Origin of the sequence: Nonomuraea thailandensis (assembly GCF_024172165.1) — a bacterium.
Classification (GTDB): domain Bacteria; phylum Actinomycetota; class Actinomycetes; order Streptosporangiales; family Streptosporangiaceae; genus Nonomuraea; species Nonomuraea thailandensis.
Genome location: NZ_JAMZEB010000002.1, coordinates 1,633,355 through 1,648,059, shown reverse-complemented (window position 1 = coordinate 1,648,059; position 14,705 = coordinate 1,633,355). Strand labels below are relative to the sequence as shown.

General features: G+C 73.9%; 12 protein-coding genes. 10 read left to right on the top strand and 2 right to left on the bottom strand.

The features are described from left to right. Positions 1–44: 44 nt before the first annotated feature. Entirely contained in the window at positions 45–1,229 is a 1,185-nt protein-coding gene (locus HD597_RS11630) for an ROK family protein (RefSeq protein ID WP_253742021.1), read from the bottom strand. 310 nt (positions 1,230–1,539) lie between these two features. Here HD597_RS11630 and HD597_RS64370 point away from each other — a divergent pair, with 310 nt between their 5' ends. Next, complete coding sequence (locus HD597_RS64370; protein WP_308210594.1) at positions 1,540–3,303, top strand: serine/threonine-protein kinase; 1,764 nt, start codon at positions 1,540–1,542, stop codon at positions 3,301–3,303. 84 nt (positions 3,304–3,387) lie between these two features. Here the strand turns inward: HD597_RS64370 and HD597_RS11620 are convergent, their stop codons facing one another. Further along, a complete protein-coding gene (locus HD597_RS11620; protein WP_253742020.1) occupies positions 3,388–4,425 on the bottom strand; it encodes a serine/threonine-protein kinase in 1,038 nt (345 codons plus the stop codon). A gap of 117 nt (positions 4,426–4,542) precedes the next feature. Between HD597_RS11620 and HD597_RS11615 the strand changes: the two genes are divergently transcribed. The 9 genes from HD597_RS11615 to HD597_RS11575 all read left to right on the top strand — a co-directional run bounded on the left by HD597_RS11615 (position 4,543) and on the right by HD597_RS11575 (position 14,701). After that, positions 4,543–6,330 (top strand): aldehyde ferredoxin oxidoreductase C-terminal domain-containing protein, encoded by a 1,788-nt coding sequence (locus HD597_RS11615; RefSeq protein WP_253742019.1) that lies wholly within the window; start codon positions 4,543–4,545, stop codon positions 6,328–6,330. Positions 6,331–6,422: 92 nt separating this feature from the next. Next, positions 6,423–7,181, top strand: a complete 759-nt coding sequence (locus tag HD597_RS11610) for an SDR family NAD(P)-dependent oxidoreductase (RefSeq protein ID WP_253742018.1) — start codon at positions 6,423–6,425, stop codon at positions 7,179–7,181. A gap of 2 nt (positions 7,182–7,183) precedes the next feature. Next, on the top strand, positions 7,184–8,566 hold the full coding sequence (locus tag HD597_RS11605) for a class-II fumarase/aspartase family protein (protein WP_253742017.1): 1,383 nt from the start codon (positions 7,184–7,186) through the stop codon (positions 8,564–8,566). Continuing rightward, on the top strand, positions 8,563–9,510 hold the full coding sequence (locus tag HD597_RS11600; RefSeq protein ID WP_253742016.1) for a thiamine pyrophosphate-dependent dehydrogenase E1 component subunit alpha: 948 nt from the start codon (positions 8,563–8,565) through the stop codon (positions 9,508–9,510). The genes HD597_RS11605 and HD597_RS11600 overlap by 4 nt, the downstream gene beginning before the upstream one ends. After that, the gene (locus HD597_RS11595) at positions 9,503–10,492 is read left to right on the top strand and encodes an alpha-ketoacid dehydrogenase subunit beta (protein ID WP_253742015.1); all 990 of its coding nucleotides are present in this window, start codon (positions 9,503–9,505) and stop codon (positions 10,490–10,492) included. Before HD597_RS11600 ends, HD597_RS11595 begins: the two co-directional genes overlap by 8 nt. A gap of 40 nt (positions 10,493–10,532) precedes the next feature. Continuing rightward, on the top strand, positions 10,533–11,501 hold the full coding sequence (locus HD597_RS11590; RefSeq protein WP_253742014.1) for a sugar ABC transporter substrate-binding protein: 969 nt from the start codon (positions 10,533–10,535) through the stop codon (positions 11,499–11,501). After that, complete coding sequence (locus tag HD597_RS11585) at positions 11,495–13,045, top strand: sugar ABC transporter ATP-binding protein (RefSeq protein ID WP_253742013.1); 1,551 nt, start codon at positions 11,495–11,497, stop codon at positions 13,043–13,045. The genes HD597_RS11590 and HD597_RS11585 overlap by 7 nt, the downstream gene beginning before the upstream one ends. Beyond that, positions 13,035–14,228: an ABC transporter permease gene (locus HD597_RS11580; protein ID WP_253742012.1), complete on the top strand. Its 1,194-nt coding sequence runs from the start codon at positions 13,035–13,037 to the stop codon at positions 14,226–14,228. The genes HD597_RS11585 and HD597_RS11580 overlap by 11 nt, the downstream gene beginning before the upstream one ends. Continuing rightward, positions 14,225–14,701 (top strand): VOC family protein, encoded by a 477-nt coding sequence (locus tag HD597_RS11575; RefSeq protein ID WP_253742011.1) that lies wholly within the window; start codon positions 14,225–14,227, stop codon positions 14,699–14,701. Before HD597_RS11580 ends, HD597_RS11575 begins: the two co-directional genes overlap by 4 nt. Positions 14,702–14,705: the final 4 nt, after the last annotated feature.

Sequence of the window (14,705 nt, the reverse complement as noted above, 5' to 3'; positions counted from 1 at the left end):
CGATCACCATTGTTACGCCGCCGTCGTGAAAGGGTCAATGGCGCTCATCCCGGCGCCTGCCTCCCGGCGATCCGGTCGATGCTGCCGGGCGCGAGCACGTGCTCGACCGCCATGACGGCGGCGCCGACGACCCCAGCCCGGTCGCCGAGCTCGCCCGCCCTGATGCCGAGATGCTGCGTGGCCAGCGGCAACGACCGGCTGTAGATCGTCTCCCGCACGCCCGCCAGGACCTGCTCGCCCGCCGCGGCGACGTCGCCGCCGATCAGGATGACGGAGGGGTTGAAGAAGTTGACGATGGCGGCCATCACCGTGCCCACCTCGCGCCCGGCCTGCCTGACCAGGCGGGTGGCCCGCGGGTCGCCCGCGCGCATGAGCGCGACCACGTCCCTGCTGCCGCGCGCCTCGACCCCGGCGCCGCGCAGCGCGGCGGCCATCGAGGCGCCGCCCGCGATCGCCTCCAGGCAGCCGGTGTTGCCGCACCGGCACGGCGCGTCCGAGGCGGGCACCCGGATGTGGCCGACGTCGCCGGCGGCGCCCCGCGCGCCGCGGTGCAGCCTGCCGCCCGAGATGATGCCGCAGCCGATGCCAGTGCCGATCTTGATGTAGATCAGGTGGTCCACGGCGGGGCGGGCGGCCCAGTGCTCGCCCAGCGCCATGACGTTCACGTCGTTGTCGACCAGGACGGGCGCCGCCAGCCGCTCCCCCAGCCACTCGGGCACCGCGAAGCCGTCCCAGCCCGGCATGATCGGCGGGTTCACCGGCCGTCCCGTGCGGTGCTCGACCGGGCCCGGCAGCCCCACCCCGACGCCGCACACCTGCTCGGGGCCGCGACCGGTCGCGGCCAGCAGCTCGCCGAACGCCTCGGCCACCCCGCCCAGCACCGCCTCGGGGCCGAGCTCCACCGGCAGCGCCTCGACGCGCTCGGCCAGCACGTCCAGGCCGAGGTCGAGGACGGCCAGGCGGGCCCGGGTGGCGCCCACGTCGGCGGCGAGCACGACGCGCGCGCCGCCGTTGAACGCGAACACCGCCGCCGGCCGGCCCCCGGAGGAGATCGAGCCCTCGCCCTCGACGACCCAGCGGGAGCCGACCAGCCCGTCCAGCCGCTGCGAGACGGTGGATCTGGACAGGCCGGTGAGCCGGGCCAGCTCGCCCCGCGTCCTGGCCCGCCCGTCCCGGAGGATCGCCAACAGCGCCCCCGCCCCCGCCGCGTGCTGGCCGTAGGTTGGCATGGATCTACCTTACTTCGAAAATCGACTGACTTATGTTGACAAGAATTAAAAGTCAGATCTATCGTCCGGAAATATCACGGACATATGCGGTGCTCGGGCGAAATTTCCGAGGATGTCCGGCGTTTTACGAGCTCCTCGCGTTGCGAGGGTCCGGCCCGGTCCACACCCGCCGTCGCGCCGAGACGTGCGGGCCCAGGGAATGCCACCCGGGCCGGATTCGTCATGCGGGGTTCGCCGGGAAATCTGTCGGCCAAGTGCGCTGATGGCTATAGTTGGCGCGAATCCGGCGGCCCGTGAAACGGAGTGGTCCGTGGCTGGTCAGGCGTTCGAACCCCTGCACGGCGACGACCCGCGCACCCTGGGCGGCTACGCGCTGCGCGCCCGGATCGGCGCCGGCGGGATGGGGCGGGTCTTCCTGTCCTTCAGCCCGGGCGGCCGGCCGGTGGCCGTCAAGATGGTGCGGGCCGAGTTCGCCGACGACAGCGAGTTCCGCGCCCGCTTCGCGCAGGAGGTCAGGGCCGCCCAGCAGGTCAACGGCATCCACATCGCCCAGCTCCTCGACGCCGACGCCGGCGCGCCGACGCCCTGGCTGGCCACCGCCTACATCCCGGGCCCCTCGCTCAGCGAGGCCGTGCGCCTGGCGGGGCCGCTGCCGGTGCCGGTGGTCGCGGGCCTGACCGTCGCCGTGGCCAGGGCGCTGCAGGCCGTGCACGCGGCCGGGATCATCCACCGCGACCTCAAGCCGAGCAACGTGGTGCTGGGCGGCGACGGCCCGCGGGTCATCGACTTCGGCGTCGCGCGCGCCACCGACGCCACCAGCCTGACGCTCAGCGGCGTACGCGTGGGCTCCCCACAGTACTCCTCCCCCGAGCAGGTGCTCGGCCAGCCGGCGACCCCGGCGGGCGACGTGTTCGCGCTGGGCTCGCTCATCTACTTCGCGGCCACGAGCCGGCCGGCCTTCGGCGAGGGGCCGGAGTTCGGCATCGTGTTCCGCATCGCCAACGAGCAGCCGCCGCTGACGGGGTGCCCGCCGCCGCTGCGCGAGATCGTCACCGCCTGCCTGGCCAAGGAGCCGGCGGCCCGGCCGACCCTGGACGAGGTGGTCGCGGCCTGCACGATGCCCGGCGGGCCGTTGCCGCCGGCGATCGGCAGGGAGATCCAGATCCGGCAGGCCGCCGTGGCCGAGCTGGCCGCCGCACCCCCGGCCCTGCCCGCCGGCGGACCCAGCGGCGGGCCCTCCCATGGACCCGCCCATGGACCCACCGGCGAGCCCGCGGGCAGGCCTGCCGGGTTCGCGGCCGGGTTCGCGGCCGGGTTCGCGGACGGGGACGAGCCCGACACCCCGGCGTCGCGGACGGTCCGGCCGCGGCGCAGGTGGCGGCTGCCGGTGGCGGCGGCCGTGGTGCTGCTGGCCCTCGGAGGTGCGGGCGGATGGCGGCTGACCACCTGGCTCTCCGGCGATCCCGCCGGGCAGGCGCAGGGCGGGCAGTCCACGCCGCCGGTCGCGCGGCAGGGCTCTTCCACGGGCGCGCCCACCACCGCCGCCGAGCCCACCACTGAGCCCACCACTGAGCCCACCACTGAGCCCACCGATGAGCCCACCACTGACCTCACCACCGAGGCGCCGTCCACGGCCGAGTCCGGCACCGTGCCGAGCGAGAGCCCGGCGGAGAGCGAGACCCAGCCCGGCACCTCGACGGAGGTGCAGTGGAGCGGCAAGGTCCGCTTCGACGGCGAGGGCATCGACCTCGACGCCTCGCCGCCCGCGGTCGCCCCCGCCTCCTCCTCCGACGAGGACGTGCGACAGTACTCCGACCCGCCCAGCTTCGCGCTCGACGCCACCAGCGGCGGCGACGAGGCCCGGTTCTGGTTCTGGACGGAGGCGGGTGAGCCCACCCAGCAGCGGTGCTACGAGCTCGTCCGCACCCAGGGCAGCCAGAAGCTCGCCGTCAAGCAGGGCCAGCGCGTCTGCGCCATCACCAGCGACAGGCGCGTCGCGACGCTGACCCTCAGGAAGATCCACGCCAACGACGGCGTGTTCGCCGACGTCACGGTCTGGGCCGCCCCCGAGTGACCCCACCCGGCCTCACGCCGCGGCCTGCCCTCGTGGTCCCGCGCGACCTCACACCGCGGGCCCGCCCCGTGGCCCCGCGCGGTGTCACGTCGCGGGCCCGCCCCGTACGATCTCGGCGAACGTGACGACCTGCCGCGTCACCTCGTGCTCGGGGCCCAGCCCGGTGCGGGCCCGGACGATCAGCCTGACCAGGCGCATCCCCGCCTCGGCCCCGCGCCCGGTCTGCAGCTTGACCCGGATGCGATCGAGCTCCGCCTGCACCTCGGCCTCCACGTTCGCCCCGGTCTTCGCGGCGCCGGCCATCGCCGTGAGCGCCGCGTGCACCTGCCCGGCGTCCGGCCGGCTCTCCGGCCGCTTGGCCAGCGTGGCGTGCACCAGCTCGGCCAGCTCCGGCCACACGCCGGGGCGGCGCTCCCCGACCGGCGGCGGCGTCCGGCCCACCACCTGCATCGCGTACGCCTGCAGCCCGTTCTCCACCGAGAACGGCAGCCCGCCGGTGAGCAGCTCGTACAGCACCACGCCGAAGGAGTACACGTCGGTCGGCGGCCCCACCTCGAACGCGTTGCACTGCTCGGGCGACATGTAGACGACGGTGCCGAGGCGCGCGCCGGTGCCGGTGTAGCGGGTCAGGTCGAGGGTCGGCAGCCGGGCGATGCCGAAGTCGCACAGCTTGAGCACGCCGCCCAGGTCGAGCACGAGGTTCTGCGGTTTGACGTCGCGGTGCACGACCGGGGCCGCCTCCTGGTGCAGGCGGGCCAGGGCGGCGGCGATCTGCGCGCCGTACTCCACCACCCAGGAGACCGGCAGCGGCTGCTGCTGGCGGACGATCTCGCCCAGGTCGGGGCCGGGCAGCAGCTCCATGACGAGGAACGGGGTGCCGTCGTGCTCGCCCACGTCGTGGACCACCACGATGTTGGGGTGGCGGAGCATCGCCATCACGCGCGCCTCGCGCCTGAACCTGGCCGGCCACTCCTGGTCACCGCCGCCGGCGTCGAGCAGCTTGACCGCCACCTCGCGGCCCAGCTCCTCGTCGCGGCCCGCCCAGACGGTGCCCATGCCGCCCTTGCCGAGCCGGCGCAGCAGCGCGTAGCGGCCGCGCAGGACGTCACCCTCGCCGGGCATCCGGCCTCCTCATCGCCGACGCGTGGCACGAAGGTACCGCAGGCGGGTTGCGTGTGCCCGGTGATGTGTGATGTGGTGCCGCTCCTGGTCCCCTCTCCGGCTCTAGGAGGCTCTGTCATGCCGTTCATTGTGGATTTGACCAGCGGAAACGTGGAGAAGGAGTATCGATCTTCGGAGAAGGGGCACTACGGCGGGTCCCTTCTGGGGCTGCGGCTGATGCGGGAGCGGACGGCGGCGGGGCTGGATCCGTACGATCCGGCGGCGCTGCTGTACGTGGCGGCCGGGATGCTCGGCGGGACGGCGGCTCCCGGGCTGGCCAAGGCGGTGTTCCTGGCCAAGTCGCCGCTGACGGGGGTGGCCGGGGAGGCGCACGCGCTCGGGCCGTTCGCGGCGGGGATGCGCGGGGCGGGCGCCAAGGCGCTGGCCGTGCTGGGCAGGGCGCCGCGGCTGTCGTACCTGCTGGTGGAGGGCGGGCAGGTGAGCCTGCACGACGCCGGCGACCTGCGCGGGCTCGGCACCGCCGCCACGACCGACGCGTTGCGCGCCCGGCACGGCGCCGCGGCCTCGGTCGCGGCGATCGGGCCCGCCGGGGAGAACCTGGTGCGGTACGCGAGCGTGGTGACCGACCGCGCCTTCGCCGCCGGCCGGTACGGGCTCGGCGCGGTCTTCGGCGCCAAGAACCTCAAGGCCGTTGTCTGCGCGGGGGACGCGCCCGCCGAGGTGGCCGACGGGGAGGCGATCGCCGCGCTGGGCGCCTACTACCGCGAGTCCCTGGCCACGAACCCGCTCGCCGCCCTCCAGGCGGGCCTGCCCGGCTTCGCGGGCTGGGCGGACGACCCCATCGCCCCCGGCTACGCGTCGGTCCGCAACTTCTCGGTCCCCGGCGCGCCCGGCCTGCGGGTCCCCTCGGCCCGTGACTACGACGGCCGCGCGGTCTCGGTCACAGGCTCCTGCCCGGGCTGCCCGAACGACTGCCTCAAGGTGTACGGGGATCGGTCCGGCGGGCTCGGGCAGGAGGCGTTCCTGTCGCTGGGGTGGAATCTCGGCATCGACGATCTCGGCACGATCCTGGCCGCCAACGCCCGCTGCAACGACCTCGGCCTCGACGTGGTCTCGCTGGGCGGCACGATCGCGTTCGCCATGGAGTGCGCCGAACACGGCCTGCTTCCGGGCGGGCCGGCGTTCGGCGACGCGGCGGCGCTGCCGGGCCTGATCGAGGACGTGGCCACCCGGTCGGGCGCGCTGGGCGACCTGCTGGCGGAGGGCTCGGCCAGGGCCGCGCGGCGGATCGGGCGGGACGCGCGGGCGTACGCGATGACGGTGAAGGGCGCGGAGCTGCCCTGCTTCGACCCGCGCCCGCAGCCCGGCGTCGGGCTCGGCTACGCGCTGGCCCCCGGCGGCCCCCGGTACGACGCCCTGGAGCACGACCTCGACTTCGACCCGGTCGCCGGGCTGGCCTACTGCTTCCCCGAAGCCGCGCGCGCCGGCGCGCTCCCCGCTCCGGCGCACGAGCTGGACGAGGAGCGGGGCCGGCGCAGCGCGCGGCTGCTGCGGTTGTGGAGCGGCCTGGACGCGCTCAACCTGTGCGTCTTCGCCTCCACCCCGACCCGCCCGCTGACCGTCGACCATCTGACCGCCCTGGTCACGGCCGTCCTGGGCGAGCCGTTCACGCTGGATGACCTGCTGGCGGCCGGCCAGGCGCGCCTGGACGAGCTGCGCGCCTACGCGGTGCGCGAGACCGGCGGCCCGCTCGACGAGGAACTGCCCGCGCGCCTGCACGACGAGCCGATCACCGAGGGCCCGCACCGGGGCGCCGTCCTCGGCCGGGCGGCGTTCGGACGGGCCCGTGCGGCCTTCTACGCCGAGCTCGGCTGGACCCCCGTTAAAGGTGGGGAAATTTCCTAATAAAAACGATTGACCTCCCTCTTGTTCGGTTTGTGAGCCAGTTGCTAGGGTCAGGTCAATCGTTTGACCAGAGCAGAGGGAGGCCATCGAGGATGGCGGTCACGATCGACCTGACGGGCCGCACCGCGCTCGTCACGGGCGGTGCGGGAGGTCTCGGTCTCGCCTGCGCCCGCGCGCTGGCCGACGCCGGAGCGGATGTCGTGCTCTCCGACCTGGAGGGCCCGCGGCTCGACGAGGCGGCGGCCGGGCTGGGCGTGGCGAAGCGCGGAGCCGACCTCACCGACCGGGCCCAGGCCAGGGCCCTGGTGGACGGGCTGGACCGGATCGACGTGCTGGTGAACTGCGCCGGGATCATGCGCACCACTCCCCTGCTCGACATCGAGCCCGAGGAGTGGCTGCGGATCGTGGACGTCAACCTCAACGCCACGTTCTGGCTGACCCAGGCGGCCGGGCGGCGCATGGCCGGGCAGGGCGGGGGCTCGATCGTGACGCTGGCCTCGGTGGCCGCCCGCTCCGGCCGGCCCAACGCCGCCCACTACTCGGCCACCAAGACGGCGCTGCTGTCGCTGACCAAGTCCGCGGCCGAGGCGCTGGCGCCCGTGCGGGTGAACGCGGTCTGCCCCGGCGTCTTCCTCACCGCCATGTGGGACGACATCATCAGCGACCGCGACGCCCGCTTCGGCCCCGAGGCGGGCGCCGGCTACCTCAGGGAGGTCAGCGAGCGCTCGCCGCTCAAGCGCCCCGGGCGGCCCGAGGAGGTCGCCTCGGCGGTGTTGTTCCTGGCCAGCGACCTGGCGTCCTTCGTGACGGGCCAGGCGCTGAACGTCGACGGCGGACTGGAGATGAACTGACCTTGAACAGGCAGACGTTCAAGCTGCTGCCCGAGCTGTTCGGCGACGCCGTGATGGCCGAGATCTTCTCCGCCGAGCGCACGGTGCTGGCGTGGCTGCGTACCGAGGAGGCGCTGGCCAGGGCGCAGGCGCAGGCGGGCGTGATCGAGCCCGGCGACGCCGCGGCCATCGCGGCGGCGTGCGTGCCCGCCAACATCGACCTGCCGCGCCTGTGGTCGGAGGCGGTGAACGTGGGCTACCCGATCCTCCCCCTGGTACGGATGATCTCGGCGGCCCTGCCCGAGGGCCCGAACGGCCGCGTGCACTACGGCGCGACCACGCAGGACATCATGGACACCGGCCTGGCCCTGCAGCTCGGCGAGGCGCTCGACCGGCTGGCCGAGCTGCTCGGCGCGTTCGGCGACGCGGTGGCCGGGCTGGTGGCGGGGCACGCCGGCACGGTCGTCGCCGCCCGTACGCACGCGCAGCAGGCGGTGCCGACGACGTTCGGCGCGAAGATGGCGGTGCTGCTGGCGGAGGTGACGCGGCAGCGCGAGCGGGTGGCCGCCACCGCCCGGGAGGTGCGGGTGGTGTCGCTGTTCGGTGCGGGCGGCACCTCGGCCGCCATGGGCGAGCGCTCCTCGGACGTGCGGGCGGCGATGGCGGTGGCGCTGGGCCTGCGCACGACCCTGGTCCCGTGGCACGTGGCCAGGGACGGCGTGGCGGAGTTCGGCGTGACGTGCGCGTCGCTGGCGGCGACCGCGGCCCGCTTCGCCCGCGAGGTCGTGGACCTGTCCAGGACCGAGGTGGGCGAGGTGCGCGAGGCGGGCGGCCACCACCGCGGCGCCTCCTCGACCATGCCGCAGAAGGCCAACCCGATCGGCTGCGAGGCCGTGATCGGCATGTCCGGCACGGCGGGCGCGCTCAGCTCGGGCCTGTTCCGCGCGATGGAGGCCGGGCACGAGCGGGCGGCCGGCGAGTGGCAGGTGGAGTGGTACGTCGTGCCGCTGCTGGCCGAGCTGGCCGCGGGCGCGCTGGCCACGGCCGCCGACGTCGCGGCCGGCCTGCGGGTCTTCCCGGAGGCCATGCGCGCCAACCTGGACGCGGAGGGCGGCCTGATCATGGCGGAGGCGTACATGATGCGGCTGGCCCCGGCGCTGGGCCGGGAGCGGGCCCACGATCTGGTCTACAAGGCGGCGCACGAGGCCCGCGAGGGCGGGCGGGCGCTGGCCGACGCGCTGCTGGAGGTGGCGGGGCCGGGCGATCTGGAGAGCCTGGGGTCGCTGCCCATCCCGCCGGAGTCCTACGTCGGCGACGCCGAGGCCGTCTGCGCCGCGGCGCTGGAGGCGTGGCGGGCCGGAGCGGGGGCGGCACGAGAGGAAGCGGTACTGGAGGAGTCGGCATGAGTGAGAGACGGCTGGCGGACCTGCTGGCCATGTGGCGGATCCGCGCGTTCGAGGAGAAGGTGCGCGACCTGCGGGCGGAGGGCCCGATCGTCGGCTCGGTGCACCTGTGCGTCGGGCAGGAGGCGATCCCGGCCGGGGCGTGCGGCGAGCTGGAGCCGCAGGACGCGCTGTTCGCCACCTACCGGGGCCACGGGTGGGCGCTGGCCAGGGGCGTTCCGGCGGAGCCGCTGTTCGCCGAGCTGATGGGCCGGGCGAGCGGGGTCAACGGCGGGCGCGGCGGGTCGGCGTACTTCACCGCCGCCGAGTACGGCTTCCACGGCGAGAACTCGATCGTCGGCGCGGGCGCGCCCATCGCGTGCGGCGCGGCGCTGGCGGGCCGGCACGACGGCTCGAACCGGGTCGCGGTGAGCGTGTTCGGCGACGGCGCGATGAACCAGGGCGCGGTGCACGAGGCGATGAACTTCGCCGCCGCGTTCAGCCTGCCGGTGGTGTTCGTGTGCGAGAACAACCGCTACTCCGAGCTGACGCCGATCGCCGACATGGTGCGCAGCCCGCGCCTGGCCGACCGCGCCGCCGCGTACGGCATGCCGGGCCACCGGATCGACGGCAACGACGCCGAGGCGGTGCGCTTCCACGTGCGCGACGCGCTGGAGGTGGCCCGCGAGGGCGGCGGCCCGACGCTGCTGGAGTGCATGACCGAGCGGCTGGTCGGCCACTACATCGGCGACGCCGAGACCTACCGGCAGCCCGGCGAGCTGGAGCGGATCGGGCGCAGGGAGCCGATCGCCCGGCTGCGGGCGGGCCTGCTGGCCGACGGCGTGCCGGAGCAGGAGATCGACGCGGTGGAGCGCCGGGCGCGCACCGAGATGGACGCCGCCGCCGGGGCCGCGCGGCAGGCGCCCCCGGCCGACCCCGCCACAGCGATGGAGCACCTGTATGCGTGAGATGACCTGCCGTGATCTGTCCTACGGGGAGGCCGTGAACGCGGCCCTGCACCGCCTGATGGAGGAGCTGCCGGAGACCCTGGTCTACGGCGAGGACGTGGGCGTGCCCGGCGGCGTGTTCGGGGTGACGCGGGGGCTGCGCAAGCAGTACGGCGAGCGCGCCTTCGACACCCCGATCAGCGAGTCGGCCATCCTGGGCAGCGCGGTGGGCGCGGCGATGTTCGGCCGCCGCCCCATCGTGGAGATCATGTGGGCCGACTTCTCGCTGGTCGCGCTGGACCAGATCGTCAACCAGGCGGCCAACGTGCGTTACGTCTCGGGCGGACGGCTGAAGGCGCCGCTGACGATCCGCACGCAGCAGGGCAACGCGCCGGGAGCGTGCGCGCAGCACTCGCAGTGCCTGGAGGCGCTGTTCCTGCACGTCCCCGGCCTGCGGGTGTGCATGCCGAGCACGCCGCAGGACGCCTACGACCTGCTGGTGACGGCCGTGCACTGCGACGACCCGGTGCTGGTGATCGAGAACCGCACCCTGTACTTCGGCCGCAAGGAGCCCGTCGAGACGGGCGGCCCGGTGCGGCCGATGGGCGGGGCGCGGACCCGCAGGGAGGGCTCCGACGTCACGATCGTGACCTGGGGCGCGATGACGCAGCGCGTGCTGGAGGCGGCGCAGGCGCTGGCCGGCGACGGGATCGAGGCCGAGGTGCTGGAGACGCCGTGGCTCAACCCGTTCGACACCGGCGCGGTCGTCGCGAGCGCGGCCAGGACGGGCAGGCTGGCGGTCGTGCACGAGGCGAACGTCACGGGGGGATTCGGCGCGGAGGTCGTCGCCCGCGTCGCGGGGGCGGGGGTGCCCCTGCTCGCGCCGCCGATCCGGATCGGCACGCCGGACGTGCGGATGCCGGCCGCGCCGGCGCTGGCCCAGGCTCTGGTGCCGGACGCCGCGCGCATCACCGGGGACATACGGGGTTTGGTCAAGGGCTGAGTGCCCATTAGTCAAACGATTGACCTCGCAGGAGAGAGCAATGAAGAAGTCCATCCTCGTCGCCGCCGCCCTCATCGTCGGCGCGACGGCCTGCGGCTCCACGAGCGCGGCCGGCGACGGTAACAAGCAGTACACCATCGGCGTCTCCAACCTGGGCCTGAGCTTCCCCTTCCCCGCCGCCATCGGCAAGGGCATCAAGGAGGAGGCGGACAAGCTCGGCATCAAGATCGTCGAGCTGGACGCCCAGGGCAAGGCCGACAAGCAGAGCAACGACGTCCAGGACCTCATCGCCCAGCAGCCCGACGGCGTGCTCATCCTGCCCGTCGACTCGGGCGTGGCCCAGGGCCTGGCCGACCGGCTCAAGGCCTCGAACATCCCCACCGTGGCCGTCGCCTCGCAGGTCGGCGACCCGAAGCAGCGCCAGCTCAAGGACGTCTACCCCGGCCTGGTCGCCCTGGTCACGCAGGACGAGTACGCCGCCGGCGGCAAGGCCGGCGAGATCGCCGCGAGCGTCGTCCCCGGCGGCGGCAAGATGGCGATCGTCGAGGGTCAGGCCGGTTTCGCCGAGGTGGTCCAGCGCTACCAGGAGTTCCCGAAGTCGGCGGCGGCCAAGGGCGCCACGTACGAGGTCGTGGCCCGCCAGCCCGGCGACTGGGTGCAGGACAAGGCGCAGTCGGCCTGCCAGAACATGCTCTCGTCCAACCCCGACACCCAGCTCTTCTACGCCCAGTCCGACGACATGGCGGCGGGCTGCGCCAAGGCGGTCGCCGCGGCCGGCTCCAAGGCGAAGGTCGTCGGCATCGGCGGCAGCAAGCTCGGCATCGACGCCGTCAAGTCGGGCGCGATCGCCGGCACCGTCTGCTACAAGCCCGAGGACCTCGGCAAGCTCGCCCTCACCACGCTCCACCAGCACCTGACCGGGCAGAAGAAGCAGGACGCGGCGTTCGTCACCTACGACACCCCGGCCATCACCAAGGACAACCTCGCCGATTGCACGCCGCAATGGTGACGCCACTGCTGTCCCTGACGGGCATCGGCAAGGAGTTCCCCAACGGCACGGTCGCGCTCAGCGACGCCCGCCTGACCGTTCAGCCGGGCAGCGTGCACGGCCTGGTCGGCGCGAACGGCGCGGGCAAGTCCACGATGATCAAGGTGATCGCCGGCGCGCACGCGCCGACGTCGGGGGTCATGCGCTGGAAGGGCGAGCAGGTCGTCTGGCGCACGCCGGGTGCCGCCAACAGGGCGGGCGTGGCCACGATCATGCAGCACGTGCCGCTCGCGCCCACGCTCACCGTGCTGGAGAACGTCTTCCTCGGCACCCCCGGCCCCTGGCGGCTGCCGCGGGCCCGCCGCGCCGAGTTCGCCCGGCTGCTGGAGCGGGTCGGCTACGCCATCGACCCCGACGCCGAGGTGGCCGGCCTGGCCATCGGCGAGCGGCAGATGGTGGCGATCCTGCAGGCGCTGGCCACCGGCGCGGAGCTGGTCGTGATGGACGAGCCGACCGCCTCGCTCGCCGAGGGCGAGCGGCAGGTGGTCTTCGACGTCGTGCGCAGGCTCTCCGCCCAGGGCACGGCCTTCCTGTACGTCTCGCACTTCCTGGACGAGGTGCTGTCCCTGACCGACCGGGTCACCGTGCTGCGGGACGGCACGGTCGTGGAGGAGGGCGCCACCGGCGACTACGACGAGGACCGCCTCGTCCAGGTCATCGTGGGCCGCGACCTCCTGGAGGCCGAGCGGCGCCGCGCCGGGCCGGTCCCCGAGGACGCCCCGGTGCTGCTGTCGGTGCGCGGCCTCCGCTCGCCGTCGGGCGTGCGGGACGTGGCGTTCGAGGCCAGGGCGGGCGAGGTGATCGGGCTGGCCGGGCTGCTCGGCTCCGGCCGCTCCGAGATCCTGCACGCCGTCTACGGCGCCGACCCGCGCGCCACCGGCGAGGTGCTGGTCGAGGGCCGCCCGGTCCGCCGCAACCCGCGCGCCGCCGTGGCCGCGGGCATGGCGCTCGTGCCCGAGGACCGCGGCTCCCAGGGCCTGGTGGGCACGTTCCCGATCTGGAAGAACATCTCGCTGCCCGACGTGGCGTCCCTGTCGTCGGGCCGGTCGCTGCCGCGCGAGCCCGCCGAGCACGAGCGCGCCGAACGCGCGATCGCCGACCTCGGCATCGTCTGCCCGGGCCCGGACGCGCTGCCGACCGAGCTGTCCGGCGGCAACGCGCAGAAGGTCGTGTTCGGCAAGTGGCTGTACGGCGGCGCCCGCGTCTTCATGCTCGACGAGCCCACCGCCGGCGTGGACGTCGGCGCCAAGGCCGACATCCTGGAGCTGGTCCGCCGCTTCGCCGCGGGCGGCGGCTCGGGCGGCGGCTCGGGCAGCGGCTCGGGCGGCAACGTCGTGCTCGTGGTGAGCAGCGAGTTCGAGGAGATCCTCGCGGTGGCGACCCGGGTGCTGGTCGTGCGCGAGGGCCGCATCGTCGCCGAACGGGCGGCACACGAGACATCCGAGGAGGAGTTGCTGATGCTGGCGAACGGCTTCGGCGAGGGAGGTGCGAACCATGCCGCGTAAGGATCTGCGCTCACGGCTGGCCGCCGCGCTGCGGCCGGGCAACGCGGGCGTGGTCTACGCCCTGTTGCTGATCGTCGCCGTGCTGACGCTGCTGACGGCGCAGCTCGGCCGCCCGCCGTACCTGTCGGCGACGAACGTCATCAACATCCTGGACCAGTCGTCGCTGATCGCCATCCTCGCCGTGTTCACCACGGTCGTCCTGATCAGCGGGAACTTCGACCTGTCGGTGGCCTCGGTGGCGGCCTTCTCGGCGGCCACCGTGCTCAGCCTGGTGGCGCCGCTCGGGCTGCCGGTCGCGATGGCGATCGCGCTGGGCGCGGGGCTGGTGTGCGGGGCGGTGAACGGGCTGATCGTGCAGCTCGTCGGCATCAACGCGTTCATCGTCACGCTGGGCACGATGACGGCCGTGCGGGGGCTGGTGCTCATCCTCACCGACGGCCGCACGATCACCGCCTCCGACCCGGACGCGCAGAGCTCGCTGATCGCTCTGCAGGCCGGATACTGGACGGTCCCGCACATCCTGGCGATCCTCGGGGCGGCGGCCGCCGCGGCAGGCGTGTTCGTCCTGCTGCGCCGCTCCCGTCCCGCGGGGATCGCGCTGCTCGCCGCCGGGGCGGTGGCAATCGTGCTCAGCCCGGTGCTCGGGTTCGAGCTGCGGCTGAGCAAGCCGACGTACTACCTGATCGTGATCGCCGGGATCACCTGGGCGGTGCTGCGGTACACGGTGATCGGCCGCCGCCTGTACGCGGTGGGCGCGAACGCCGAGGCGGCGCGCCTGTCCGGCATCAACGTCAACCGCTACAGGATCGGCGCGTTCGTGCTGAACGGGCTCGGCTCCGGCTTCGTCGGCATCCTGTTCGCCGCCAAGCTCCTGGCGATCAACCCGACGGGCCTGCAGGGCACCGAGCTGACCGTGCTGGCCGCGGCCATCCTCGGCGGCACCTCGCTCTTCGGCGGCCTGGGCAGCGTGCTGAAGTCGGTGGTGGGGGCGCTCATCCTGTTCACCCTGGACAACGGCTTCAACGTGCTCAACCTCGGCGCGAACTACCAGGGCGTCATCGTCGGCACGGTCGTCGTCGTGGCCGCCGCCATCTACACCGTCGCCGGCCGCCAGCGGCAGGTCAAACGGGTAAGGGAATCGTCGAAACCACAGGTACAGGTCAGACAGGAGGCGCTGCGATGAGAGGCGTCTGGCACTTCTCGTTCACCGTCGCCGATCTCGACAGGTCCGTGGAGTTCTACCGCGACCTGCTCGGCTTCACGCTGGTGCACCGGCAGGAGCAGGACAACGACTACACCCGCAGGCTCGTCGGCTACCCCGACGCGGTGCTGCGCGTGGCGCAGCTCGCCGTGCCCGGCCAGCCGCGCGGCCTGTCCACCCACGACCTGGAGCTGGTCGAGTACGTGCAGCCGCGCGGCGAGGCCCGCGACCCCGCCCGCCACCTGCCGGGCGCCGCGCACCTGGCCCTCACGGTCGAGGACGCCCGCGCCGAGCACGCCCGGCTGGCGGCGGCCGGGGTACGGTTCGTCAACCCGCCAGGGGAGATCACGGCCGGGGTGAACAAGGGCGGTTACGCCTGCTACTTCCTGGACCCGGATGAGATCACGCTGGAACTCGTCCAGCCTCCTGCTATTTTGTTGCGCTCAAACGATTGATCAT